The sequence below is a fragment of the Streptomyces sp. B93 genome (assembly GCF_018070565.1).
GTDB lineage: Bacteria > Actinomycetota > Actinomycetes > Streptomycetales > Streptomycetaceae > Streptomyces.
In genome coordinates, this window is record NZ_JAGPXL010000020.1 from 37,908 (window position 1) to 63,556 (window position 25,649).

20 protein-coding genes are annotated in these 25,649 nt (G+C 68.3%); 16 read left to right on the forward strand and 4 right to left on the reverse strand.

The window, feature by feature from the left end; all coding sequences use genetic code 11:
* Positions 1 to 68 precede the first annotated feature (68 nt).
* The 15 genes from nusG (at position 69) to KBY47_RS20435 (ending at position 20,442) form a co-directional block, all read left to right on the forward strand.
* Positions 69 to 866, forward strand: coding sequence for a transcription termination/antitermination protein NusG (nusG, locus tag KBY47_RS20365; RefSeq protein ID WP_210922678.1), 798 nt, complete (start codon positions 69 to 71; stop codon positions 864 to 866).
* Positions 867 to 1,033: 167 nt separating this feature from the next.
* The gene (rplK, locus tag KBY47_RS20370; RefSeq protein ID WP_073940577.1) at positions 1,034 to 1,468 is read left to right on the forward strand and encodes a 50S ribosomal protein L11; all 435 of its coding nucleotides are present in this window, start codon (positions 1,034 to 1,036) and stop codon (positions 1,466 to 1,468) included.
* Between the two features lie 81 nt (positions 1,469 to 1,549).
* The gene (gene rplA, locus KBY47_RS20375) at positions 1,550 to 2,275 is read left to right on the forward strand and encodes a 50S ribosomal protein L1 (RefSeq protein WP_210922679.1); all 726 of its coding nucleotides are present in this window, start codon (positions 1,550 to 1,552) and stop codon (positions 2,273 to 2,275) included.
* A 147-nt stretch (positions 2,276 to 2,422) separates the two neighbouring features.
* On the forward strand, positions 2,423 to 3,295 hold the full coding sequence (locus KBY47_RS20380; protein WP_210922788.1) for a hypothetical protein: 873 nt from the start codon (positions 2,423 to 2,425) through the stop codon (positions 3,293 to 3,295).
* Between the two features lie 91 nt (positions 3,296 to 3,386).
* The gene (locus KBY47_RS20385) at positions 3,387 to 4,256 is read left to right on the forward strand and encodes a DUF1396 domain-containing protein (protein WP_210922681.1); all 870 of its coding nucleotides are present in this window, start codon (positions 3,387 to 3,389) and stop codon (positions 4,254 to 4,256) included.
* Between the two features lie 295 nt (positions 4,257 to 4,551).
* Positions 4,552 to 5,082: a 50S ribosomal protein L10 gene (gene rplJ / locus KBY47_RS20390; RefSeq protein ID WP_210922683.1), complete on the forward strand. Its 531-nt coding sequence runs from the start codon at positions 4,552 to 4,554 to the stop codon at positions 5,080 to 5,082.
* Positions 5,083 to 5,196: 114 nt separating this feature from the next.
* Entirely contained in the window at positions 5,197 to 5,586 is a 390-nt protein-coding gene (rplL, locus tag KBY47_RS20395; protein ID WP_210922684.1) for a 50S ribosomal protein L7/L12, read from the forward strand.
* 560 nt (positions 5,587 to 6,146) lie between these two features.
* Positions 6,147 to 9,626, forward strand: a complete 3,480-nt coding sequence (rpoB, locus tag KBY47_RS20400) for a DNA-directed RNA polymerase subunit beta (RefSeq protein WP_210922686.1) — start codon at positions 6,147 to 6,149, stop codon at positions 9,624 to 9,626.
* A 94-nt stretch (positions 9,627 to 9,720) separates the two neighbouring features.
* Positions 9,721 to 13,620, forward strand: coding sequence for a DNA-directed RNA polymerase subunit beta' (locus KBY47_RS20405; RefSeq protein WP_210922688.1), 3,900 nt, complete (start codon positions 9,721 to 9,723; stop codon positions 13,618 to 13,620).
* 125 nt (positions 13,621 to 13,745) lie between these two features.
* Positions 13,746 to 14,279 (forward strand): DUF1707 and DUF4190 domain-containing protein, encoded by a 534-nt coding sequence (locus KBY47_RS20410; protein ID WP_210922690.1) that lies wholly within the window; start codon positions 13,746 to 13,748, stop codon positions 14,277 to 14,279.
* Between the two features lie 334 nt (positions 14,280 to 14,613).
* Positions 14,614 to 14,985, forward strand: a complete 372-nt coding sequence (rpsL, locus tag KBY47_RS20415; protein WP_003948652.1) for a 30S ribosomal protein S12 — start codon at positions 14,614 to 14,616, stop codon at positions 14,983 to 14,985.
* Positions 14,986 to 14,987: 2 nt separating this feature from the next.
* On the forward strand, positions 14,988 to 15,458 hold the full coding sequence (gene rpsG / locus KBY47_RS20420) for a 30S ribosomal protein S7 (RefSeq protein ID WP_003998848.1): 471 nt from the start codon (positions 14,988 to 14,990) through the stop codon (positions 15,456 to 15,458).
* 39 nt (positions 15,459 to 15,497) lie between these two features.
* Positions 15,498 to 17,624 (forward strand): elongation factor G, encoded by a 2,127-nt coding sequence (gene fusA / locus KBY47_RS20425; RefSeq protein ID WP_210922693.1) that lies wholly within the window; start codon positions 15,498 to 15,500, stop codon positions 17,622 to 17,624.
* A gap of 156 nt (positions 17,625 to 17,780) precedes the next feature.
* Positions 17,781 to 18,974, forward strand: coding sequence for an elongation factor Tu (gene tuf, locus KBY47_RS20430; RefSeq protein WP_210922702.1), 1,194 nt, complete (start codon positions 17,781 to 17,783; stop codon positions 18,972 to 18,974).
* A 133-nt stretch (positions 18,975 to 19,107) separates the two neighbouring features.
* Positions 19,108 to 20,442: a hypothetical protein gene (locus tag KBY47_RS20435; RefSeq protein ID WP_210922703.1), complete on the forward strand. Its 1,335-nt coding sequence runs from the start codon at positions 19,108 to 19,110 to the stop codon at positions 20,440 to 20,442.
* 59 nt (positions 20,443 to 20,501) lie between these two features.
* On the opposite strand, the gene KBY47_RS20440 is transcribed toward KBY47_RS20435, so the two are convergent.
* Together KBY47_RS20440 and KBY47_RS20445 are read right to left on the reverse strand one after the other, a co-directional pair.
* Positions 20,502 to 21,857 carry an alpha-lytic protease prodomain-containing protein gene (locus tag KBY47_RS20440; protein ID WP_210922704.1) on the reverse strand — a complete coding sequence of 452 codons (1,356 nt, stop codon included), beginning with the start codon at positions 21,855 to 21,857 and terminating at the stop codon, positions 20,502 to 20,504.
* Positions 21,858 to 21,980: 123 nt separating this feature from the next.
* Positions 21,981 to 22,904 (reverse strand): LysR family transcriptional regulator, encoded by a 924-nt coding sequence (locus KBY47_RS20445; protein ID WP_210922705.1) that lies wholly within the window; start codon positions 22,902 to 22,904, stop codon positions 21,981 to 21,983.
* Positions 22,905 to 23,062: 158 nt separating this feature from the next.
* Here KBY47_RS20445 and KBY47_RS20450 point away from each other — a divergent pair, with 158 nt between their 5' ends.
* Positions 23,063 to 24,235, forward strand: a complete 1,173-nt coding sequence (locus tag KBY47_RS20450) for an acyltransferase (protein WP_308405215.1) — start codon at positions 23,063 to 23,065, stop codon at positions 24,233 to 24,235.
* Here the strand turns inward: KBY47_RS20450 and KBY47_RS20455 are convergent.
* Together KBY47_RS20455 and KBY47_RS20460 are read right to left on the reverse strand one after the other, a co-directional pair.
* Entirely contained in the window at positions 24,232 to 25,092 is an 861-nt protein-coding gene (locus KBY47_RS20455) for a hypothetical protein (protein ID WP_210922707.1), read from the reverse strand. The genes KBY47_RS20450 and KBY47_RS20455 overlap by 4 nt on opposite strands.
* Before the next feature lie 17 nt (positions 25,093 to 25,109).
* Positions 25,110 to 25,535, reverse strand: coding sequence for an ATP-binding protein (locus KBY47_RS20460; protein WP_210922708.1), 426 nt, complete (start codon positions 25,533 to 25,535; stop codon positions 25,110 to 25,112).
* Positions 25,536 to 25,649: the final 114 nt, after the last annotated feature.

The following is a 25,649-nucleotide window of genomic DNA, read 5'->3' on the forward strand; positions in this document are numbered from 1 at the left end:
GAAGGGCGCCGTGATCGGCGCCCCTTTCGCGTGTTCCACCCGTATGTATCCAGGAAGAAGCAGCCACCGTGTCTGACCCGAACGTGAACGACGCCATGGAGCCTCGCGAGGACGTCGTCGAGTCCGTGGATGACGATCTCGACATCGTCGCGGGCGACGCGGACGAGGTCGACGAGACCGAGGCTGCGGACACCGCCGCCGAGGACGAGACCGAGGAGGCGGCGGAGGCCGAGGAGCCCGAGGCCGACGTCGACCCGGTCGAGAAGCTCCGCGAGGAGCTGCGCACGCTGCCCGGCGAGTGGTACGTGATCCACACCTACGCCGGTTACGAGAACCGCGTGAAGACCAACCTGGAGCAGCGCGCCGTCTCGCTGAACGTCGAGGACTACATCTTCCAGGCCGAGGTGCCGCAGGAAGAGGTCGTCCAGATCAAGAACGGCGACCGCAAGACGATCAAGCAGAACAAGCTCCCGGGCTACGTCCTGGTCCGTATGGACCTGACGAACGAGTCCTGGGGCGTCGTCCGCAACACACCCGGTGTCACCGGCTTCGTGGGCAACGCCTACGACCCGTATCCGCTGACCCTGGACGAGATCGTCAAGATGCTCGCCCCGGAGGCCGAGGAGAAGGCCGCCCGCGAGGCCGCGGAGGCCGAGGGCAAGCCCGCGCCGCAGCGCAAGGTCGAGGTCCAGGTGCTGGACTTCGAGGTCGGCGACTCGGTCACCGTCACCGACGGCCCGTTCGCCACGCTCCAGGCCACCATCAACGAGATCAACGCCGACTCCAAGAAGGTCAAGGGTCTGGTGGAGATCTTCGGGCGCGAGACGCCGGTCGAGCTGAGCTTCGACCAGATCCAGAAGAACTAGTCCTTCTGGAGCAACTGCTTCCGCGCAGGTCAGGCAACGTGCGAGCGTGCGCCTGACCTGCGCGGTTTTTGGCCGCACACCTATACCCGTTATCGTTGTGCGGTATGCCTGCGTCCGGGTGGTCCCCGTATGCGGGCAGGACCCGAACCGAAAGGACCCGGAGAGCTATGCCTCCCAAGAAGAAGAAGGTCACGGGGCTCATCAAGCTCCAGATCCAGGCCGGTGCCGCCAACCCGGCCCCGCCGGTCGGCCCCGCGCTGGGTCAGCACGGCGTGAACATCATGGAGTTCTGCAAGGCCTACAACGCCGCGACCGAGTCGCAGCGTGGCTGGGTCATCCCGGTGGAGATCACGGTCTACGAGGACCGTTCCTTCACCTTCGTCACGAAGACCCCGCCGGCCGCCAAGATGATCCTCAAGGCCGCGGGCGTGGAGAAGGGCTCCGGCGAGCCGCACAAGACCAAGGTCGCGAAGATCACCCGCGAGCAGGTCCGTGAGATCGCCACCACCAAGATGCCCGACCTCAACGCCAACGACCTGGACGCCGCCGAGAAGATCATCGCCGGCACCGCCCGTTCCATGGGCGTCACGGTCGAGGGCTGAGCCCCAACCTCCCCACCAGCAGATGAGTGGCAGGGCCTGCTCGGCCCGGACCACGACTCCTCAGCAAACCCAGGAGCAGTAGTGAGCAAGCGCAGCAAGTCTCTCCGCGCTGCGGACGCCAAGGTCGACCGGGAGAAGCTCTACGCCCCGCTCGAGGCCGTCCGTCTCGCCAAGGAGACCTCCACGACCAAGTTCGACGCCACCGTCGAGGTCGCCTTCCGTCTGGGTGTCGACCCGCGCAAGGCCGACCAGATGGTGCGTGGCACCGTGAACCTCCCGCACGGCACCGGTAAGACCGCCCGGGTCCTGGTCTTCGCGACCGGTGACCGTGCCGAGGCCGCGCGTGCCGCGGGCGCCGACATCGTCGGCGCCGACGAACTGATCGACGAGGTCGCGAAGGGCCGTCTGGACTTCGACGCCGTCGTCGCCACCCCGGACCTCATGGGCAAGGTCGGCCGCCTCGGCCGGGTGCTCGGTCCGCGTGGTCTGATGCCCAACCCGAAGACCGGCACCGTCACCCCCGACGTCGCCAAGGCCGTCACCGAGATCAAGGGCGGCAAGATCGAGTTCCGCGTCGACAAGCACTCGAACCTGCACTTCATCATCGGCAAGTCGTCCTTCGACGACAGCAAGCTGGTGGAGAACTACGGCGCCGCGCTGGAGGAGATCCTCCGTCTGAAGCCGTCCGCCGCCAAGGGCCGCTACATCAAGAAGGCCGCCATCACCACCACGATGGGCCCCGGCATCCCGGTCGACCCGAACCGCACCCGCAACCTCCTCGTCGAGGAGGACCCGGCCGCCGTCTGATCCTGACGACGACCGCGGCACGCGCACGCGTATTCGCCGACGGGCCCCGCAACCTTCCGAGGTGCGGGGCCCGTTGTCGTACCCGCGGGTTAGCGTGAGGGGGTGGGCACGGGACGTACGAGGGGGACACCGGTGAGGTACGGGCTGATGGGGCGGGCGGTCGCCGTGGCGGCGCTGGTGCTGGTGACCGCGTGCGGCTCCCCGGGGGACGCCGACCGGCCGACGAGACCCACGCCCACCACCTCCACGTCCGCGCCCGCCCCCAGCCGTTCCCCGGTCGCCCCGGCGGCCGTGCGGGAGGCGCTGCGCGCGGTGGAGGAGGCCACCGCGGCGGCCGGATCGGCCCGGGTGTCCTCCACGACGGTCATGGGCAGCGTCCTGTCCATGGAGACGACCGGCGCGCTGTCCTGGGCGGACGGCCCCGTCGGCCGTCTCACGCTCACCTACACCGGCGGCGAGGTCGCCGAGAGCATGCGGGACCTGGGCAGCGTCTCCATGCAGGCGCGGCTGCTGCCCGACGCCTACTACGCCAGGCTCGGTGACGCCTTCGCGGACCGCGCGCGGGGCAAGCACTGGGTCAGGTACGACCACGACAGCCTGGACGAGCTTCCGGGCGGTTCCGGGGCGCAGCTGAAGGAGGAGCTGGAGCGTACGGCTCCGGTCCAGCCCCTGGAGCTGCTGCTGGCCTGTGAGAGCGCGCGGAAGGCCGGCGAGGACCGGGTCGACGGCCGCCCCGCCACCCGCTTCTCGGGCACGCTGACGGTGACGGAGCTGGCCGACTCCGCCCTGAAGCGGCGGCTCACCGCCGCCGGGGTGGTCACACAGTCCGTCGACATATGGGTCGACGAGCGGAACCTGCTGGTCAAGAAGGTGGAGAAGGGCCAGCTCAAGGAGACGGGGGAGCTGCGGCAGACCGCCTTCTACGACGACTACGGCCTGAAGGTCTCTGTCGAGAGACCGCCGTCGGATGACACGGTGGACTTCACCGAGCTGCTGGACGGCCGTGGCGGGGGCTCCTGAGGGCCGGGGGCAATTGTGCGGACCCTGTCAGTCCCCTGAGATACGCTCACGTTTCGTTGAGTGCCACACAGGTGTTTCTAGGGGGAATCCCATGGGTCTTTCCGTACGCACGCGACGTACCCGGGGCGGGGCGATAGGCGTCGGCGTGTCCGCGCTGCTGCTGGCCGCCGGAGCGGTGGGCTGCTCCGGTGACAGCGAGTCGCCGGAGATGGAGCCCGCGGCGGCGGTCGCCGCGGCCGCGAAGAACGCGGAGGAGATCAAGTCCCTCCGGTACAAGATGACCGGTGAGGTTCCCGAGCAGGGCACCGTCGAGGGTGAGGCCTCGATGTCCATCGACCCGCTGGAGATGGACATGACCATGTCGGTGGAGGGTCCCAGCCCGACCGACTCCGGTGAGGTGCAGATCCGTCTCCTCGACCAGGTCATGTACATCGGCGGCGGCGCCGAGATGGCCAAGGAGATGGACGGCAAGAGCTGGATGAAGATGGATCTGTCCGCGCTCGGCGAGGACAATCCGCTGAACCTGGACGAGCTGGGCGCGGGCCAGACGACCCAGAACCCGGCCGCCGAGTCCGGCTTCCTCGCCGGGGCCGAGGACGTGGAGAAGGTCGGCACCGAGACCATCGACGGTGTGAAGACCACCCACTACAAGGGCACGGTCAGCCTCGACGACCTGCGCAAGGGCAACGAGGGCGAGAGCAAGGCCCTGCGCGAGCAGCGGGAGAAGAGCATCGAGCAGTACGAGAAGATGGGTGTCGAGACCCTCGACATGGACATGTGGATCGACGGTGAGGACCGCACCAAGCAGTTCCGCATGCAGGGCGAGGCCGACGGCGGCCCGCTGGACATGACCATCACCTTCCTCGACTACAACCAGCCGGTGGAGATCGAGGCCCCGCCCGCCGAGGACACCTTCGACTTCGCGGAGATGATGGAGGAGGCCGCGGCCTCCGAGAGCTGAGCCTCACCCGCGTGACCGGATTTGCTTGACAGCGATCCGGTCACGTACTCTCTCCACGAAGCCAAAGACCGCTGGTCGTTGCCGTGTGCTCGTTCGAGGGCACGGTGGCCGAAGGATCCGCTGAACAGCGGACGACCCGCGCAGGTGACAGTGGAAGAACTCCCGGAGTGCGTACGAGCCCCGTATGCCCGCCCGGTCGAGTCCGCCCCGTGCGCCTGCGCCGGGGCGTTTCGTTTCACCCAGTCCTCCTTCGGGTCCGCGCGGTCCGAATCACCCGGAAGGAGGCCGAGGCTCTATGGCGAGGCCCGACAAGGCTGCCGCGGTTGCCGAGCTGACGGACCAGTTCCGCAACTCCAACGCCGCTGTGCTGACCGAGTACCGCGGTCTCACCGTGGCGCAGCTGAAGCAGCTGCGCCGTTCGCTCGGTGAGAACGCCCAGTACGCCGTGGTGAAGAACACGCTGACCAAGATTGCGGCCAACGAGGCCGGGATCACGACGCTGGACGACCTGTTCAACGGTCCGACGGCAGTCGCCTTCGTCACCGGTGACCCGGTGGAGTCGGCGAAGGGTCTTCGTGACTTCGCCAAGGACAACCCGAATCTCGTCATCAAGGGCGGTGTCCTTGACGGCAAGGCGCTGTCCGCCGACGAGATCAAGAAGCTTGCGGACCTCGAGTCCCGCGAGGTTCTGCTGTCCAAGCTGGCCGGTGCCTTCAAGGCGAAGCAGTCCCAGGCTGCCTCCGTCTTCCAGGCGCTGCCCTCGAAGCTCGTCCGCACCGTGGACGCGCTCCGTGCCAAGCAGGACGAGCAGGGCGGTGCCGAGTAACTCGGCTCGCACCCCGGCCGCCGCTGCCTGAACGCGGAGGCCGTCGCGGGCCAGACGTACGCCCGCCACACCAGTACATCCGGCACCTGCCGAATTAGTGGAAGGACCGCCATCATGGCGAAGCTCAGCCAGGAAGACCTGCTCGCGCAGTTCGAGGAGATGACCCTCATCGAGCTCTCCGAGTTCGTGAAGGCCTTCGAGGAGAAGTTCGACGTCACCGCCGCCGCTGCCGCGCCGGTCGTCGTCGCCGGTGGTGCCGCTGGTGGCGCCGCCGCCGAGGCCGCCGAGGAGAAGGACGAGTTCGACGTCGTCCTCACCGGCGCCGGCGACAAGAAGATCCAGGTCATCAAGGTCGTGCGTGAGCTGACCTCGCTCGGCCTGAAGGAGGCCAAGGACCTGGTGGACGGCGCCCCGAAGCCCGTCCTCGAGAAGGTCGCGAAGGACGCCGCCGACAAGGCCAAGGAGGCCCTCGAGGGCGCCGGCGCCTCCGTCGAGGTCAAGTGACACCACTGAGGTGACCGCGGCCCCCGGCGGGCTGTAACACCGAGGTACCGAAGAGCGATCATCCATCCGGGTGGTCGCTCTTCGGCGTGTCCGGGGGTGCGGTCACGGTTGCCTTGCACCCGCGGACGCGAGGGGTATGGTGATCTTCGTCGTGTCTCTGGGTGGCCCCGTTCGGGCAGGGGGTTCGTGCAGGGGGGCCTTGACGAACCGCACGCAGCGCGCAATTCTCAGGACGCGTCGTCACAAGGATCCGAATCCGAGGCATGGATCGGCGACGAAGAGGGCAGTATCAACGTGCGTTGAGGGCAGGGCCTTGTCGCAGGTGGTGACAACAACGAGGGCCAAAACGGGTCTCAGGAACCCGCACTGGACATCAGTGTGCCAAGTGGCTACACTGACCCTTTGCGCTGCCTGTTAGCTGCCCCCTGCCCGTCACCAGGGGTCTGTCCTCGCCTCAGCATTGACGACCGAAGCGTCCCCGACCTGGGATCTCTGTCTCTCTGCGGCGGTGAGGGGCCGGTACGCGCGTAGTGAGTCCGAGCCCTCGGAAGGACCCCCTCTTGGCCGCCTCGCGCACTGCCTCCGCGAATACGAACAACGGCGCCAGCACCGCCCCGCTGCGCATCTCCTTTGCAAAGATCAAGGAGCCCCTCGAGGTTCCGAACCTTCTTGCGCTGCAAACCGAGAGCTTCGACTGGCTGCTCGGCAACGATGCGTGGAAGGCTCGCGTCGAGCAGGCTCTGGACAACGGTCAGGACGTCCCCACCAAGTCCGGGCTCGAGGAGATCTTCGAAGAGATCTCCCCGATCGAGGACTTCAGCGGGTCGATGTCGCTGACCTTCCGCGACCACCGTTTCGAGCCGCCGAAGAACTCGATCGACGAGTGCAAGGAGCGTGACTTCACCTACGCGGCTCCGCTCTTCGTCACCGCCGAGTTCACCAACAACGAGACCGGCGAGATCAAGTCCCAGACCGTGTTCATGGGCGACTTCCCGCTCATGACGAACAAGGGCACCTTCGTCATCAACGGCACCGAGCGTGTCGTGGTGTCGCAGCTGGTTCGTTCGCCGGGTGTGTACTTCGACTCCAGCATCGACAAGACGTCCGACAAGGACATCTTCTCGGCCAAGATCATCCCGTCCCGGGGTGCCTGGCTGGAGATGGAGATCGACAAGCGCGACATGGTCGGTGTCCGCATCGACCGCAAGCGCAAGCAGTCCGTGACCGTCCTGCTGAAGGCGCTCGGCTGGACCACCGAGCAGATCCTCGAGGAGTTCGGCGAGTACGAGTCCATGCGTGCCACCCTGGAGAAGGACCACACCCAGGGCCAGGACGACGCGCTGCTCGACATCTACCGCAAGCTGCGCCCGGGCGAGCCCCCCACGCGTGAGGCCGCGCAGACGCTGCTGGAGAACCTCTACTTCAACCCCAAGCGCTACGACCTCGCCAAGGTCGGCCGCTACAAGGTCAACAAGAAACTGGGTACGGACACCCCGCTGGACGCGGGCATCCTGACCGTCGAGGACATCATCGCGACGATCAAGTACCTGGTGAAGCTGCACGCCGGTGAGACCGAGACCGTCGGCGACAACGGCGACAAGGTCGTCGTCGAGACCGACGACATCGACCACTTCGGCAACCGTCGTCTGCGCAGCGTCGGCGAACTGATCCAGAACCAGGTCCGTACGGGTCTGGCGCGTATGGAGCGCGTCGTGCGCGAGCGCATGACGACCCAGGACGTCGAGGCGATCACGCCGCAGACCCTGATCAACATCCGGCCGGTCGTCGCCTCCATCAAGGAGTTCTTCGGCACCAGCCAGCTGTCGCAGTTCATGGACCAGAACAACCCGCTGTCGGGGCTCACCCACAAGCGCCGTCTGTCGGCGCTCGGCCCGGGTGGTCTCTCCCGTGAGCGGGCGGGCTTCGAGGTCCGTGACGTGCACCCGTCGCACTACGGCCGTATGTGCCCCATCGAGACCCCTGAAGGCCCGAACATCGGTCTGATCGGCTCGCTGGCCTCCTACGGCCGGGTCAACGCGTTCGGTTTCGTCGAGACGCCGTACCGCAAGGTCGTCGACGGCCAGGTCACCGACGAGGTGGACTACCTGACCGCCGACGAGGAGGACCGCTTCGTCATCGCGCAGGCCAACGCGCCGCTCACCGAGGACATGCGCTTCTCCGAGCGCGTCCTGGTGCGCCGCCGCGGCGGCGAGGTCGACTACGTCCCCGGCGACGAGGTCGACTACATGGACGTCTCGCCGCGCCAGATGGTGTCGGTCGCGACCGCCATGATCCCGTTCCTGGAGCACGACGACGCCAACCGTGCCCTCATGGGCGCGAACATGATGCGCCAGGCCGTTCCGCTCATCAAGGCGGAGTCGCCGCTCGTCGGCACCGGCATGGAGTACCGCTCCGCGGTCGACGCCGGTGACGTCGTCAAGGCGGAGAAGGCCGGTGTGGTCCAGGAGGTCTCCGCGGACTACATCACCACCACCAACGACGACGGCACGTACATCACGTACCGCCTGGCCAAGTTCGCCCGCTCCAACCAGGGCACCTCGGTCAACCAGAAGGTCATCGTCAACGAGGGCGACCGTGTCATCGAGGGCCAGGTCCTCGCCGACGGCCCGGCCACCCAGCACGGCGAGATGGCCCTCGGCAAGAACCTGCTGGTCGCGTTCATGCCGTGGGAGGGTCACAACTACGAGGACGCGATCATCCTGTCGCAGCGCCTCGTGCAGGACGACGTCCTCTCCTCGATCCACATCGAGGAGCACGAGGTCGACGCCCGTGACACCAAGCTCGGCCCCGAGGAGATCACCCGGGACATCCCGAACGTCTCCGAGGAGGTCCTCGCCGACCTCGACGAGCGCGGCATCATCCGCATCGGCGCCGAGGTCATCGCCGGTGACATCCTCGTCGGCAAGGTCACGCCCAAGGGTGAGACCGAGCTGACCCCGGAGGAGCGCCTGCTGCGCGCGATCTTCGGTGAGAAGGCCCGTGAGGTCCGTGACACCTCGCTGAAGGTGCCGCACGGCGAGACCGGCAAGGTCATCGGCGTACGCGTCTTCGACCGCGAGGAGGGCGACGAGCTTCCCCCCGGAGTGAACCAGCTGGTGCGCGTGTACGTCGCGCAGAAGCGCAAGATCACCGACGGTGACAAGCTCGCCGGCCGCCACGGCAACAAGGGCGTCATCTCGAAGATCCTGCCGATCGAGGACATGCCGTTCCTGGAGGACGGCACCCCGGTCGACATCATCCTCAACCCGCTGGGTGTGCCGTCCCGAATGAACCCGGGGCAGGTCCTGGAGATCCACCTCGGCTGGCTCGCCAGCCAGGGCTGGGACGTCTCCGGCCTCGCGGACGAATGGGCGCAGCGCCTCCAGCAGATCGGCGCCGACGTGGTCGAGCCCCGGACGAACGTGGCGACGCCGGTCTTCGACGGCGCCCGTGAGGACGAGCTGACCGGTCTGCTGGAGAACACCCTGCCCAACCGCGACGGTGACCGCATGGTCCAGCCGTCCGGCAAGGCGCGGCTGTTCGACGGCCGCTCGGGTGAGCCGTTCCCGGACCCGATCTCGGTCGGCTACATGTACATCCTCAAGCTGCACCACCTGGTCGACGACAAGCTGCACGCCCGTTCGACCGGTCCGTACTCGATGATCACCCAGCAGCCGCTGGGTGGTAAGGCCCAGTTCGGTGGCCAGCGCTTCGGTGAGATGGAGGTGTGGGCGCTGGAGGCGTACGGCGCCGCCTACGCCCTCCAGGAGCTGCTGACCATCAAGTCCGACGACGTCACCGGCCGCGTGAAGGTCTACGAGGCCATCGTCAAGGGCGAGAACATCCCCGAGCCCGGCATCCCCGAGTCCTTCAAGGTGCTCATCAAGGAGATGCAGTCCCTGTGCCTGAACGTGGAGGTGCTGTCCAGCGACGGTATGTCCATCGAAATGCGTGACACCGACGAGGACGTCTTCCGCGCTGCGGAGGAGCTCGGCATCGACCTGTCCCGGCGCGAGCCGAGCAGCGTCGAAGAGGTCTGACGGGAGTTCCGGAGACCTCCACCCGGAGGTCTCCGGCCCCAGGACCCCCGTATCAGACCCCAAGACTTACAACCCTGAGAGGGATTGACGCATAGTGCTCGACGTCAACTTCTTCGACGAGCTCCGGATCGGCCTGGCCACCGCTGACGACATCCGTCAGTGGAGCCACGGCGAGGTCAAGAAGCCCGAGACCATCAACTACCGCACCCTCAAGCCGGAAAAGGACGGGCTCTTCTGCGAGAAGATCTTCGGTCCGACCCGGGACTGGGAGTGCTACTGCGGCAAGTACAAGCGCGTCCGCTTCAAGGGCATCATCTGCGAGCGCTGTGGCGTCGAGGTCACGCGCGCCAAGGTGCGCCGTGAGCGGATGGGCCACATCGAGCTGGCCGCGCCCGTCACGCACATCTGGTACTTCAAGGGCGTGCCGTCGCGCCTCGGTTACCTGCTCGACCTCGCTCCGAAGGACCTGGAGAAGGTCATCTACTTCGCGGCGTACATGATCACGTTCGTCGACGAGGAGCGCCGCACCCGCGACCTGCCCTCGCTGGAGGCCCATGTCTCCGTCGAGCGTCAGCAGATCGAGCAGCGCCGGGACGCCGACCTGGAGGCCCGCGCCAAGAAGCTCGAGACCGATCTGGCCGAGCTGGAGGCCGAGGGCGCCAAGGCCGACGTGCGCCGCAAGGTGCGCGAGGGTGCCGAGCGTGAGATGAAGCAGCTGCGCGACCGTGCGCAGCGCGAGATCGACCGCCTCGACGAGGTGTGGAACCGGTTCAAGAACCTCAAGGTCCAGGACCTGGAGGGCGACGAGCTGCTCTACCGCGAGCTGCGCGACCGCTTCGGCACCTACTTCGACGGCTCGATGGGCGCCGCGGCGCTCCAGAAGCGCCTGGAGTCCTTCGACCTCGACGAGGAGGCCGAGAAGCTCCGCGAGATCATCCGCACCGGCAAGGGGCAGAAGAAGACCCGTGCGCTCAAGCGCCTGAAGGTCGTCTCCGCGTTCCTCCAGACCAGCAACAGCCCCAAGGGCATGGTGCTGGACTGCGTGCCGGTCATCCCGCCGGACCTGCGTCCGATGGTCCAGCTGGACGGTGGCCGCTTCGCGACCTCCGACCTGAACGACCTGTACCGCCGTGTCATCAACCGCAACAACCGCCTGAAGCGGCTTCTCGACCTCGGCGCGCCCGAGATCATCGTGAACAACGAGAAGCGGATGCTCCAGGAGGCCGTGGACGCGCTGTTCGACAACGGCCGTCGTGGCCGTCCGGTCACCGGTCCCGGCAACCGCCCGCTGAAGTCCCTCAGCGACATGCTGAAGGGCAAGCAGGGCCGCTTCCGCCAGAACCTGCTCGGCAAGCGGGTCGACTACTCGGCGCGTTCCGTGATCGTCGTCGGCCCGCAGCTGAAGCTGCACCAGTGCGGTCTGCCGAAGGCGATGGCGCTGGAGCTGTTCAAGCCGTTCGTGATGAAGCGGCTGGTCGACCTGAACCACGCGCAGAACATCAAGAGCGCCAAGCGCATGGTGGAGCGCGGCCGGACCGTGGTGTACGACGTCCTCGAAGAGGTCATCGCCGAGCACCCGGTGCTGCTGAACCGCGCCCCCACCCTGCACCGCCTCGGCATCCAGGCCTTCGAGCCGCAGCTGGTCGAGGGCAAGGCCATCCAGATCCACCCGCTCGTCTGCACCGCGTTCAACGCGGACTTCGACGGTGACCAGATGGCCGTGCACCTGCCGCTGTCCGCGGAGGCGCAGGCCGAGGCCCGCATCCTGATGCTGTCCTCGAACAACATCCTCAAGCCCGCCGACGGCCGTCCGGTGACGATGCCGACCCAGGACATGGTGCTGGGTCTGTACTTCCTGACGACCGACAGCGACGCCCGTGAGGTCAAGGGCGAGGGCCGCGCGTTCGCGTCCGTCGCCGAGGCGATCATGGCCTTCGACGCGGGCGAGCTGTCGCTCCAGTCGAAGATCGACGTCCGCTTCCCGGTCGGCACCATCCCGCCGCGCGGCTGGACCCCGCCGGTCCGCGAGGAGGGTGAGCCGGAGTGGCAGCAGGGTGACAGCTTCACGCTGAAGACCACGCTGGGCCGTGCGCTCTTCAACGAGCTGCTGCCCGAGGACTACCCGTTCGTCGACTACGAGGTCGGCAAGAAGCAGCTCTCCCAGATCGTCAACGACCTGGCCGAGCGCTACCCGAAGGTCATCGTGGCGGCGACGCTCGACAACCTGAAGGCGGCGGGCTTCTTCTGGGCCACCCGTTCCGGCGTCACCGTGGCCTTCTCCGACATCGTCGGTCCGCCGGAGAAGCCGCAGATCCTGGAGCGGTACGAGGACCAGGCGCTGAAGATCCAGAAGCAGTTCGAGCGTGGTCTCGTCACCAAGGAAGAGCGCACGCAGGAACTGATCGTCATCTGGAACAAGGCGTCCAGCGAGGTCGCCGAGGCGATGCAGGCGAACTTCCCGCGCACCAACTCGATCTTCATCATGATCGAGTCCGGCGCGCGAGGAAACATGATGCAGCTGCGTCAGATCGCCGGTATGCGCGGTCTGGTGTCCAACGCCAAGAACGAGACCATCCCGCGGCCGATCAAGGCGTCGTACCGCGACGGTCTCACCGTGCTGGAGTACTTCATCGCCACGCACGGTGCCCGTAAGGGTCTGGCGGACACCGCCCTGCGTACCGCCGACTCGGGTTACCTCACCCGTCGTCTGGTCGACGTCTCCCAGGACGTCATCATCCGCGAGGAGGACTGCGGCACCGAGCGCGGTCTGCGACTGTCGATCGCCGAGCGCAACGCCGAGGGCGTCCTCATCAAGGCGGACGACGTCGAGACGTCCGTGTACGCGCGCTGCCTCGCCGAGGACATCGTCGTCGACGGCAAGGTACTGGCCCCGGCCGGTACCGACCTCGGTGACGTGCTCATCGACGAGCTGGTCCGCCACGGTGTCGAGGAGGTCAAGACCCGCTCGGTCCTGACCTGCGAGTCCGCCGTCGGCACCTGCGCCATGTGCTACGGCCGCTCGCTGGCCACCGGCAAGCTGGTCGACATCGGTGAGGCGGTCGGCATCATCGCCGCCCAGTCCATCGGTGAGCCCGGCACCCAGCTGACGATGCGTACCTTCCACACCGGTGGTGTGGCCGGTGACGACATCACCCAGGGTCTGCCGCGTGTCGTCGAGCTGTTCGAGGCCCGTACCCCGAAGGGTGTCGCCCCGATCTCCGAGGCCTCCGGCCGGGTGCGGATCGAGGAGACCGAGAAGACCAAGAAGATCGTCGTCACCCCGGACGACGGCAGCGACGAGACGGCGTACCCGATCTCGAAGCGCGCCCGTCTCCTGGTGTCCGAGGGCGAGCACGTCGAGGTGGGCCAGAAGCTCACCGTGGGTGCCACCAACCCGCACGACGTGCTGCGCATCCTGGGCCAGCGGGCCGTTCAGGTCCACCTGGTCGGCGAGGTCCAGAAGGTCTACAACTCGCAGGGTGTGTCGATCCACGACAAGCACATCGAGATCATCATCCGGCAGATGCTGCGCCGGGTGACGATCATCGAGTCCGGCGACGCCGAGCTGCTGCCCGGTGAGCTGGTCGAGCGCTCGAAGTTCGAGACCGAGAACCGTCGTGTGGTCCAGGAGGGCGGTCACCCGGCCTCCGGTCGTCCGCAGCTGATGGGTATCACCAAGGCCTCGCTGGCGACGGAGTCCTGGCTGTCGGCCGCCTCCTTCCAGGAGACGACCAGGGTCCTGACGGACGCGGCGATCAACGCCAAGTCCGACAGCCTCATCGGCCTCAAGGAGAACGTCATCATCGGTAAGCTCATCCCGGCCGGTACGGGTCTGTCCCGCTACCGCAACATCCGGGTGGAGCCGACCGAGGAGGCCAAGGCCGCGATGTACTCGGCCGTCGGCTACGACGACATCGACTACTCGCCGTTCGGCACGGGCTCCGGCCAGGCCGTGCCGCTGGAGGACTACGACTACGGTCCGTACAACCAGTAGGCAACGCAGTAGGTTCTGAAGGGCGGTCACCTCGTCAGGGGTGACCGCCCTTCGGCGTGTCCGGAACCGATGCGGAGCAACGGGCGTTGAAGGGGACAAGGGTCGAAATCGGCTGGGAGGCGCCCATGTCCGAACCATCGCCGTGGCGGCAGTGGCAGCCGTGGCAGGGGCAGAGCGGTCATGCGTCGATGCTCGCCTCGCACGCCGACCGTGAGCGGGCCGTGGACGTGCTCAGAGCGGGCTACGGCGAGGGGCGGCTGCTGGAGGACGAGCTGGAGAAGCGGGTGGCGCGGGCCTACCAGGCCCGTACGGTGGGGGAGCTGGCCCTGCTGGTCGCCGATCTGCCGCAGGGGCCGATGCCGTTCGCCGGGGCCGTGCAGCAGCCCGTTCCGCACACCTTCCTGCCCGCCCCGCAGCCGCCGGTCAACGGCAAGGCGGTGGGCTCCATGGTCTGCGGGGTGCTCACGGTGGCGACCCTCGGCGTCACCGGCGTACCCGCGGTCATCCTCGGTCACGCGGCCCGGGCCGAGATGCGGCGGACCGGGGAGAGCGGCGAAGGATACGCCATGACCGGGCTGGTGCTCGGCTGGCTCTCGGTGGCGGGTTGGGCCGTGCTGGTCGCGGCCCTTTTTGTGGCGGCCGTGGCTTCGGGCTCCTGACCTGCGGGAACCGTCGGCGGACGCGGCGCGGTGCCGTGGATTCGAAGATCGTTCGGGTGGCTGGGCTTTGGCATGATTCGCGCAGGTCGGGTGCGCCCACCCATTTGTTTTGACCACAGCGAATGAGGTAGGTACGCTCAGACCTTGTGCCTGGGGTGTGCCCTGGCCCTCGTGCGTGCCTTCACACCGCACTGCGGGGCCGCGATCGGCCGCCGTAATCCGCGCTTGTTCCTGCCTCGCGGCGGGGGTCCGCGGGATTCGACACACCCGACCGCGTGGGTCGGAGACGTTCCAGGTTAGCTGTACCCATCGGCACACAGAAACCGGAGAAGTAGTGCCTACGATCCAGCAGCTGGTCCGCAAGGGCCGGCAGGACAAGGTCGAGAAGAACAAGACGCCCGCACTCGAGGGTTCCCCTCAGCGTCGCGGCGTCTGCACGCGTGTGTTCACGACCACCCCGAAGAAGCCGAACTCGGCCCTGCGTAAGGTCGCGCGTGTGCGTCTGACCAGCGGGATCGAGGTCACGGCCTACATTCCGGGTGAGGGACACAACCTGCAGGAGCACTCCATCGTGCTCGTGCGTGGTGGCCGTGTGAAGGACCTGCCGGGTGTTCGCTACAAGATCATCCGCGGTTCCCTCGACACCCAGGGTGTCAAGAACCGCAAGCAGGCCCGCAGCCGCTACGGCGCCAAGAAGGAGAAGTAAGAATGCCTCGTAAGGGCCCCGCCCCGAAGCGTCCGGTCATCATCGACCCGGTCTACGGCTCCCCTCTGGTGACCTCCCTGATCAACAAGGTGCTGCTGAACGGCAAGCGTTCCACCGCCGAGCGCATCGTCTACGGCGCCATGGAGGGCCTGCGCGAGAAGACCGGCAACGACCCGGTCATCACCCTCAAGCGCGCCCTTGAGAACATCAAGCCGACCCTCGAGGTCAAGTCCCGCCGTGTCGGTGGCGCCACCTACCAGGTGCCGGTCGAGGTCAAGCCCGGCCGCGCCAACACCCTGGCGCTGCGCTGGCTGGTCGGTTACTCCCGCGCCCGTCGCGAGAAGACCATGACCGAGCGTCTGCTCAACGAGCTTCTCGACGCTTCGAACGGCCTTGGTGCGGCCGTCAAGAAGCGCGAGGACACGCACAAGATGGCCGAGTCCAACAAGGCCTTCGCGCACTACCGCTGGTAGTCGCTACCCCATCGAGAACCGAGAGAAGACGAAAGCCTTATGGCTACCACTTCGCTTGACCTGGCCAAGGTGCGCAACATCGGCATCATGGCCCACATCGACGCGGGCAAGACGACCACCACCGAGCGGATCCTGTTCTACACCGGTGTCTCGTACAAGATCGGTGAGGTCCACGACGGCGCTGCCACCATGGACTGGATGGAGCAGGAGCAGGAGCGTGGCATCACGATCACCTCTGCTGCCACCACCTGCCACTGGCCGCTGGAAGACGTCGACCACACCATCAACATCATCGACACGCCGGGCCACGTCGACTTCACCGTCGAGGTGGAGCGTTCGCTGCGCGTGCTCGACGGTGCCGTGACGGTGTTCGACGGCGTCGCCGGCGTCGAGCCCCAGTCCGAGACGGTGTGGCGTCAGGCGGACCGCTACGGCGTTCCGCGTATCTGCTTCGTGAACAAGCTCGACCGCACCGGTGCGGAGTTCCACCGCTGCGTCGACATGATCACGGACCGTCTGGGCGCACAGCCGCTGGTCATGCAGCTGCCGATCGGTGCCGAGGCCGACTTCAAGGGCGTCATCGACCTCGTGACGATGAAGGCCCTGGTCTGGTCCGCCGAGGCCACCAAGGGCGAGATGTACGACACCGTCGACATCCCGGACACCCACCTGGAGGCCGCCGAGGAGTACCGCGGCAAGCTCCTGGAGGCCGTGGCCGAGAACGACGAGGAGCTGATGGAGCTGTACCTGGAGGGCGAGGAGCCCTCCGTGGAGCAGCTGTACGCGGCGATCCGCCGTATCACCATCGCCTCCGGCAAGGGCGGCGGCACCACCGTCACCCCCGTGTTCTGCGGCACCGCCTTCAAGAACAAGGGCGTCCAGCCCCTGCTCGACGCGGTCGTGCGCTACCTGCCCTCCCCCCTGGACGTCGAGGCCATCGAGGGCCACGACGTGAAGGACCCGGAGAAGGTCATCGCGCGCAAGCCGTCCGACGAGGAGCCGCTGTCGGCGCTGGCGTTCAAGATCATGAGCGACCCGCACCTCGGCAAGCTCACCTTCGTCCGCGTGTACTCCGGCCGTCTGGAGTCCGGCACCGCCGTGCTGAACTCCGTCAAGGGCCGCAAGGAGCGCATCGGCAAGATCTACCGCATGCACGCCAACAAGCGTGAGGAGATCGACTCGGTGGGCGCCGGTGACATCGTCGCCGTGATGGGTCTGAAGCAGACCACCACCGGTGAGACGCTGTCCGACGAGAAGCAGCCGGTGATCCTGGAGTCCATGGACTTCCCGGCGCCGGTCATCCAGGTCGCCATCGAGCCCAAGTCGAAGGGCGACCAGGAGAAGCTGGGCGTCGCGATCCAGCGGCTGGCCGAGGAGGACCCGTCCTTCCAGGTCCACTCGGACGAGGAGACCGGCCAGACCATCATCGGCGGTATGGGCGAGCTGCACCTCGAGGTGCTGGTCGACCGGATGCGCCGTGAGTTCAAGGTCGAGGCCAACGTCGGCAAGCCGCAGGTCGCGTACCGCGAGACCATCCGCAAGTCGGTCGAGAAGGTCGAGTTCACCCACAAGAAGCAGACGGGTGGCACCGGCCAGTTCGCTCGCGTGATCATCGCGGTCGAGCCGATCGAGGGCGGCGACGCCTCGTACGAGTTCGTCAACAAGGTCACCGGTGGTCGTATCCCGAAGGAGTACATCCCCTCGGTCGACGCCGGCTGCCAGGAGGCCATGCAGTTCGGCATCCTCGCCGGTTACGAGATGACCGGTGTCCGGGTGACCCTCCTCGACGGTGCCTACCACGAGGTGGACTCCTCCGAACTGGCGTTCAAGATCGCCGGTTCGCAGGCCTTCAAGGAGGCCGCGCGCAAGGCGTCCCCCGTGCTCCTCGAGCCGATGATGGCCGTCGAGGTCACCACGCCCGAGGACTACATGGGTGACGTGATCGGCGACATCAACTCCCGCCGTGGCCAGATCCAGGCCATGGAGGAGCGGGCCGGTGCCCGCGTCGTGAAGGGCCTCGTGCCCCTGTCGGAGATGTTCGGCTACGTCGGCGACCTCCGCAGCAAGACGTCGGGTCGCGCAAGCTACTCGATGCAGTTCGACTCCTACGCCGAGGTTCCGCGGAACGTCGCCGAGGAGATCATCGCGAAGGCCAAGGGCGAGTAACGGACATCGTCCGTACGCCGTAGGCTTGACTCCGGAGCCTCGCGGGCCATTCCTCCGCATTCATGGCGGAATGGCCCGAGGCCCGGGACCTAACAGCAAAGATCACCTGGCGCCGATGAAGTAAGGCGTACAGAACCACTCCACAGGAGGACCCCAGTGGCGAAGGCGAAGTTCGAGCGGACTAAGCCGCACGTCAACATCGGCACCATCGGTCACATCGACCACGGTAAGACGACCCTCACGGCCGCCATTACCAAGGTGCTGCACGACGCGTACCCGGAGCTGAACGAGGCCACCCCGTTCGACAACATCGACAAGGCTCCCGAGGAGCGCCAGCGCGGTATCACCATCTCCATCGCGCACGTCGAGTACCAGACCGAGGCGCGTCACTACGCCCACGTCGACTGCCCGGGTCACGCGGACTACATCAAGAACATGATCACGGGTGCGGCGCAGATGGACGGCGCCATCCTCGTGGTCGCCGCCACCGACGGCCCGATGCCGCAGACCAAGGAGCACGTGCTCCTGGCCCGCCAGGTCGGCGTTCCGTACATCGTCGTCGCCCTGAACAAGGCCGACATGGTGGACGACGAGGAGATCATGGAGCTCGTCGAGCTCGAGGTCCGTGAGCTGCTCTCGGAGTACGAGTTCCCGGGCGACGACCTGCCGGTCGTCCGTGTCTCCGCGCTGAAGGCCCTCGAGGGCGACCAGCAGTGGGTCGACTCCGTCCTCAACCTGATGAAGGCTGTCGACGAGTCCGTCCCGCAGCCCGAGCGTGACGTCGACAAGCCGTTCCTCATGCCCATCGAGGACGTCTTCACGATCACCGGTCGCGGTACGGTCGTCACCGGCCGTATCGAGCGTGGTGTCCTGAAGGTCAACGAGACCGTCGACATCATCGGCATCAAGCCGGAGAAGACCACCACCACGGTCACCGGCATCGAGATGTTCCGCAAGCTGCTCGACGAGGGCCAGGCCGGTGAGAACGTCGGTCTGCTGCTCCGCGGCATCAAGCGCGAGGACGTCGAGCGCGGCCAGTGCATCATCAAGCCGGGCTCTGTCACCCCGCACACCGAGTTCGAGGCCCAGGCCTACATCCTGTCGAAGGACGAGGGTGGCCGCCACACCCCGTTCTTCAACAACTACCGCCCGCAGTTCTACTTCCGTACGACTGACGTGACCGGTGTCGTGCACCTCCCCGAGGGCACCGAGATGGTCATGCCGGGCGACAACACCGAGATGCGCGTCGAGCTGATCCAGCCCGTCGCCATGGAGGAGGGCCTGAAGTTCGCCATCCGTGAGGGTGGCCGGACCGTGGGCGCCGGCCAGGTCACCAAGATCGTCAAGTAAGTCCGCTTGCTTGGTCGGATGACCTGAGTGCTCGAAAGGGCCCGTACGACTTCGGTCGTACGGGCCCTTTCGCCATGGGTGCGGGGACCTTCGGCCCCGGCGCCGGGGGGTCGCGCTCCTCGAGAGTGAGGGCGTGGAGTCACCGATACGCCGGACCGCGCTCGTCCTGCTGCCCCTGCTGCTCGCCCTGTTCGCCCTGCTGGCGCCGCCCGCCTCCCCGGCGGCCGCGAGCCCCGCCGAGGAGCAGCCCGTCACCCTCACCCTCTTCTGGGGCGAGACCTGCCCCAAGTGCAAGGCCGAGCGCGCCTTCCTGGAGGACTTCGGCGCGGACCACCCGCGGCTGGAGATCGTCCAGTACGAGGTCTGGAACGACACCGGCAACCGCGGTCTCTTCGAGGAGTACGCCGAGCGGCACGGCATCAAGGCCACCGCGGTCCCCGCGACCTTCGTGGGCGAGCGGGCCTGGGTCGGCTGGACCGACGCCATCGAGGCCGACCTGCGCCGGGTCCTGGAGGGGGCGCTGCGCGGCGAGCCCGTCCCCGGGGGCGTCTACGGCACCGGCGGGTCCTCCTCGACGTGCGACATCACCGAGAAGTGCGAGGTCGCCAAGGAGAGCAACAAGGTCGACGTACCGCTCGTCGGGACGGTGGAACTCGCCGACGAGTCACTGGTCGTCTCCACCCTGGTGATCGGCTTCGTCGACGGCATCAACCCGTGCTCGCTGTGGGCGATCTCCATCCTGCTGGCGATCGTGCTGCGCACCGGCAGCCGGCGCCGCGTGATCGCGGTCGGCTCGGTGTTCCTGCTGGTCACCGCCGGGATGTACGCGGTCTACATGGCCGGCATCTACAGCGCCCTGACCGTGGTGGGCTTCCTGGACGCCATCCAGGTCGGCATCGCGGTGGCGGCCGGTGTCTTCGGGGTGCTGAGCGTCAAGGACTACTTCTGGTTCCGCAAGGGCGCGACCCTGTCGATCCCGGAGGGCCGCAAGCCGGGGCTGTACAAGAGGATGCGGGAGATCGCCATGCACCGGTCGCTGATCCCGGCGCTGGGGGCGACGACCGCGCTGGCCGTGGCGGTGTCGCTGCTGGAGACGCCGTGCACGGCGGGCTTCCCGGTGATGTGGACGGGGATGCTGGCCGCGCGGGACGTGCCGTTCGCGGAGGCGGCCGGGCTGTACGGGCTGTACATGATCCCGTTCCTCATCGACGAGTTCCTGGTGTTCGGCGTGGCCGTGGTGACCATGCGGGCGGCGAAGCTCCAGGAGAAGCACGGGCGGCTGCTGAAGCTGGTCAGCGGCACGGTCATGCTGGCGCTGGCCGGGGTGATGCTGACGGCGCCCGAGGTCATGGAGGACGTGGTCGGGGCGACGGTGGTGTTCCTGGGGGCGCTGGCGCTGGCGGTCGGGGTGCACCTGGTGACGCGGGCGTGGGCGGTGCGGAGGAAGGGCGAGGTCACTTCGGTCTGAGCACGGGGCAGGGCCCGCACGACCTCCGTCGTACGGGCCCTGTGCTGTTTCGTGTGTGGCTACACCCGCTGCCAGAGGGCGGGCACGTTCGGGGGCTCCCAGCCGGGCTGGGCCTGGTGGGTCTGGAGGCAGCGGTAGGTGGCGCCGCCGTAGGTCACCGTGGCGCCGGACTGGTAGACGGTTCCGGCCGCCCAGGTGCCGCCCGGCTCGCCGGGCTCGCCGGGGCCGTCCGTGGTGGTCTTCAGCGTGAGGCCGTAGCCCTGGAGCAGTGGGTTGATCGGCTGGTAGAACGTGGTGCCGCCGGTGGAGCAGTTGCCGGAGCCGCCCGAGGTGACGCCCTGGGCCTGACTGCCGGAGATGTACGAGCCGCCGGAGTCGCCGGGCTCGGCGCAGACCGAGGTGCGGGTGACGCCGGTGATGGTGCCCTCCGGGTAGGTCACGCTGGTGTTGTGCTGCTGGATGGTGCCGCAGTGCCAGCCGGTGGTGGAGCCGGAGCGGCACACGGAGGCGCCGACGGGGGCCTGGGCGGAGCCGGTGACCTGCACGTTCTGTCCGCCCGCGCCCTTGACGTACGGGGTGGCGGTCCAGTTGGAGTTGGTGGCCACCCAGGCCGTGTCGCGGCCGGGGAAGGTGGACGCCTGGAAGGTGCCCTGCGCGACGCGGTTGTGGCCGCTGGTGGCGGCCCCGGCCCGGCCGCAGTGACCGGCGGTGGCGTACCCCTGCTGGGTGCCCCGGGTGACCGGGAAGCCGATGGAGCAGCGGCCGCTGTTGTTGATGTAGTACGCCTCACCGCCGCGCAGGTCGTACAGCGGGCGGGGCCGTTCGGCGGACGTGGTGACGTGGGCGAGGGAGGCGTCGACGCCCGCGGCGCGCAGGAGGTCGCGGGCGGCGGAGGACCGTACCGCCTGGACGACGACGGAGTTGGTGCGCACGTCGACGTACCAGACGGGGGTGTCGGTGGTGTCGCGGCGGGTGGCCGCCCGGTCCAGGCGGGACTTGGCGGCGTCGAGGGCGGTCAGGGTGTGGCGTACGACGGCGGCGCGGGCGCCGCTCGCCTCGATGACGGCGGTGTCGGCGGCGTCGGTGGTGGCGACGGTGAGGGTGCCGGAGTCCGCGCCCTGGACCCAGGCGCCCGCGAAGTCGGCGCCGAGGGCGGCGCGCAGACGGCCCGCGGTGGCGCCCGCGTCGGCCTCGTTGGCGAGGCGGTGCCCGGCCTGGCCGGCGGTGAGGCCGAGGTCGCGCTGCATGGCCTTGAGGAGGGCGGGCGGGGCCTGGTCGGTGCGGAGGGTCTCGGCGGCGGAGGGGCCGGGGTCGGGGGCCGTACCGGCGCTCGCGGACCCGGTGAGGCCGGTCAGGAGCAGCGCGCCGGTGGCCGCCGCGGCGGCGCAGGCGGCTCTGGTGTGACGTCGGAGCATGGGGAAGGTCTCTCCTCGGTTCGGGGTCTCCGTGGGGAGGTGCTTCGGGAGCTACGGAGGTGCCGAAACCGTAGGGAGGGCGGGTCCGGGCGCGTAAGGAATCAGTTGGCCCCCTGCCCGGTGTTATGGGCGGGAAGCGGCCAGTTCTGGGTGGGCGGTGCGGGCCTGGGCGAGGACGTGGGCGGCGGTGTCGGGGTGCTGGGCGGCCGGGTGCCAGCCGAGCAGGTGCCGCCAGGTCAGCGGCGTACCGGCGAGGGGGCGGACGGTGATGCCGGGGGTGGGCGGGAAGGTGGCCCGGCACAGGCCGACCGCCCTGCCGACCCGGGCGAGGTGGACGCAGGACGCGGTGTCCGTCTCGTACAGGCGTCGTGGGGTGAATCCGGTGCGGGCGCAGGCGGTGGTGAAGCAGTCGCCGAAGCAGCTGTCGCCGGGGACGCAGGCCCACTCCTCAAGGGCGAGGTCGGCGAGGCCGATGTGCGGGGCGGTGGCCAGGGGGTGGCTGTCGGCGAGCATCACACAGACCGGGTCTACGGCGATTTCCCGCCAGGTGAGCTGGTCGGGGCCGGGTGGGGGAGCGGAGCCGCAGGTGCCGGTGAGGGCGTAGTCGAGGCGGCCGTCGGTGAGCAGGTCGGCGAGTTCACGTTCGGACCAGGAGGTGCGGGTGGTGACCTCGGTGCCGGGGGCGGTCTGGGCGAGGCGGTCGACGAGGGCGCCGAGGAGGGGGCCGTGGGTGCCGCCGAGGCGGAGGCGCTGGCACTGCTGGGGGTCGTGGGCCCGGGTTCGGGCGAAGCGGGTGGCCTCCTGTTGGAGGTCGGTGACGGCGGGGAGGAGGACGCGGGTCCGTTCGAGGACGAGTTCGCCGAGGGCGGTGGCGCGGACGCCGTGCCGGTGGCGTTCGAAGAGGGGGCCGCCGAGGGTGCGTTCGATGCGCTTGAGCTGTGCGCTCAGCGCGGGCTGCGCGAGGCCGAGCGCCGTCGCCGCGCGGGTGAGGCTGCCCGCCTCGGCGATGGCGCGGACGGTTCTGAGATGCCGCAACTCCAGCTCCATGAGGGGAGCTTGGGGGGTGGGCGGGGGTGAGGCAAGGGGTTGGTACGGACCAGGGGCGACGGCGGTGGTGACGGCCCTGTGGGGGAACCGTCCACCTCCGTGTGAATCCGCGTGTTCCCGAGCGGCGGGCGGGGTGCGCACCCCCTAGCGTGCTGTGGGTGTTTCGTGGATCGTCCGTACTCTCCGGGGGCGCCGCGCTGGCCGACCGCCCCGCCGCCTCCCACGCCTCCTTCCGGCCGCGGCCCGTACCCGCCGCGCGGGGCCGTCCGCGCCTCTACCTCATCGACGGCATCCGGCTGGCCGCCGCGCTGATGGTGGTCCTGCACCACTACGTCGGCACCAGACGGGCGAACGAGCCGGGCAACGCGATCTGGGACCGGCCGGTGTCGGAGATCATGCCGACCTGGTTCCGGGTGGCGTCATACGGGTGGATCGGCGTGGAGATCTTCTTCGTCGTCAGCGGCTTCGTGATCTGTATGTCGTGCTGGGGGCGGACGCCGCGGCAGTTCTTCGTGTCGCGGGTGATCCGGCTGTATCCCGCGTACTGGTTCGGGGTGCTGTTCACGACGGGGGTGGTGGCCCTCTTCCCCGGGGTGTGGGAACGGCTCCCGGTGCGGGAGGTGCTGCTGAACCTGACGATGCTCCAACAGGGGTCGGGGGTGCCCCATGTCGACGTCGTGTACTGGACGCTCTGGTCCGAGCTGCGCTTCTACCTGCTGTTCATGGTGGTCGTGGCGATGGGGCTGACGTACCGGCGGGTGGTGGTGTTCTGCTGCGTGTGGGGGGCGGCGGCGATGCTGGCGCCGGTCTCCGGGTTCCCGCTGCTCGTGCTGGTCGCCAATCCGACCGGGGCGTGGTTCTTCATCGCCGGGCTGGCGCTGTACCTGATGTACCGCTTCGGCCAGGACCTGCTGCTGTGGGGGATCCTCGGCATGTCCTTCCTCATGGGACAGCTGGAGCTGGGCGAACGGGTGGCGTACGAGCAGGTCAGCAGCTGGCGGGGAGCGGTGCTGATCTACTCCGTGTTCCTGCTGGTCATGGTGGCGGTCGCGCTCGGGTACACCGACCGGGTGCGGGGCCGGTGGCTGGTGACGGCGGGGGCGCTGACGTATCCCCTGTACCTGCTGCACTACGTCGCCGGTACGTCGCTGATCGCCCGGCTGCGGGATGTGATGGACGCGCGGTTGCTGGTGGGGGCGCTGGTCGCCGGGTTCCTGGCGCTGAGCTGGGGCGTGCACCGATGGGTGGAGCGGCCGGTGGGGCGGGTGGTGAAGCGGGGGCTGGATGCGGCGGCCCTTGGTCGGGGGCGGGGGGGTTTGAGGGGTGGCTAGTGCCGCTCGAAGATCTCTTCGGCCTTCGGCGCGGTGACGGCGCGGGTGAGCCAGTCGCGGAGGAGGGCGGGATCGGTGCAGTCGGTGATGCGCTGGCGGACGTCGTCGGAGACCGCCAGGCCCCGTTGCTCCAGGACGAGCAGGACATCCTCTGCGCGGCTCTGGGCGCGGATTTCTTCGGAGATGTACGACTTGTAGAAGGAAAGGTCCACGGCCACCAGGTTCCTCCAGAGGTGCTTGGCCGGGCGGTTGCCCAGGCCCTGTGCGGTGAATTCGACGATGGGGTCCGCGATGTCTTCGGGCGCGTCCCGCAGTGCTGTGGACAGGGCCTTCAGTATCGCATCGACGACCGGTTCGGCGGCGTGTGTGATGGCGGCGAGGCTGGCCAGGACCAGGTCGGCGCGGGCTTCCTCCGGGTCCGTGATCACGGGCATGTTGTGTGGTCCGGCGACCAGAGGCTGGATGGTGAGGGTGGGCAGCGAGGGAGGCCCACTGCTCACCGGCTGCCCGGCCCACCGGGCGGTGGCGTGGTCCTGGCAGACGACCAGGAGGGACGTGGGCAGCCGGTACTTCGTCCACAGGTACGCGGTGTAGTACGCCCAGCTCGCGGGCTTGTGCGGCTTCTTCTGCCCCTGGGACTCGACGGCCAGGAGGAAGGCCCCCTGCTCGGCCGTCTCGAACCGCAGAAGCGTGTCCACTCGGCGCTCGACCGGACTGGTCTCGGTGAGGTCGGTCGGCAGCGCGGTCGCCCGTAAGGGGGTGGGGACATCGACTCCGAGGAAGCGTGAGACGCGGCTGAACAGGCCGGGGTCGTGCTGGAAGATGCGGTGCATCGCCTCGTGGGGCGGGCTGACCATGGGTTTCCGTTCTGGGGTCAGGGGCGGGCCGTGACGAGGCGCAGTTCCGCCCAGACCGTTTTGCGGGGGTAACGGTCCTCCGATACTCCCCAGCGGTCCGACAGGGCCTCCACGAGGAGGAGGCCGCGGCCAGATTCCGCGTCAAGGGCCGGCTGTTCGGGGTGCGGGAGCCGGTCGCCCCGGGTGTCGGTGACCTCGATGCGGAGTACGTCTCCGATCACGTAGAGCGTGAGCCGGAAGTCGCGTCCCTGTGCCCGGCCGTGCGTCGCCGCGTTCGCCGACAGCTCCGCGATCAGCTGCCGGGCCGGGTCCAGGGGCAGGCCCCAGCTCCGGAGTTGCTCCACCGCCAGCAGGCGGGCCAGGCGGGCGCCGCGGGGCGTCGGGGAGAGCTGCACGCGGAAGTTGCGCACGGGCGTCACGAGGTCGGCGGTTTTCTGGTTCACATCACTCAGCGTGGCGGTCCGTGCGTACTGTGGAAAGTGACTCTGTGGGTACGTACGGTCACTGTCCGCTCGTTGTCCGGTGCTGTCCGGACTGTCGGGGCGGGGTGAGTGGGG

Coding starts and splice junctions, on each gene's coding strand:
- rplK (WP_073940577.1), top strand. CDS start 1,034: ATGCCTCCCAAGAAGAAGAAGGTCACGGGGCTCATCAAGCTCCAGATC.
- KBY47_RS20380 (WP_210922788.1), top strand. CDS start 2,423: ATGGGGCGGGCGGTCGCCGTGGCGGCGCTGGTGCTGGTGACCGCGTGC.
- KBY47_RS20385 (WP_210922681.1), top strand. CDS start 3,387: ATGGGTCTTTCCGTACGCACGCGACGTACCCGGGGCGGGGCGATAGGC.
- rplJ (WP_210922683.1), top strand. CDS start 4,552: ATGGCGAGGCCCGACAAGGCTGCCGCGGTTGCCGAGCTGACGGACCAG.
- rplL (WP_210922684.1), top strand. CDS start 5,197: ATGGCGAAGCTCAGCCAGGAAGACCTGCTCGCGCAGTTCGAGGAGATG.
- KBY47_RS20410 (WP_210922690.1), top strand. CDS start 13,746: ATGTCCGAACCATCGCCGTGGCGGCAGTGGCAGCCGTGGCAGGGGCAG.
- rpsG (WP_003998848.1), top strand. CDS start 14,988: ATGCCTCGTAAGGGCCCCGCCCCGAAGCGTCCGGTCATCATCGACCCG.
- fusA (WP_210922693.1), top strand. CDS start 15,498: ATGGCTACCACTTCGCTTGACCTGGCCAAGGTGCGCAACATCGGCATC.
- KBY47_RS20440 (WP_210922704.1), bottom strand. CDS start 21,857: ATGCTCCGACGTCACACCAGAGCCGCCTGCGCCGCCGCGGCGGCCACC.
- KBY47_RS20445 (WP_210922705.1), bottom strand. CDS start 22,904: ATGGAGCTGGAGTTGCGGCATCTCAGAACCGTCCGCGCCATCGCCGAG.
- KBY47_RS20455 (WP_210922707.1), bottom strand. CDS start 25,092: ATGGTCAGCCCGCCCCACGAGGCGATGCACCGCATCTTCCAGCACGAC.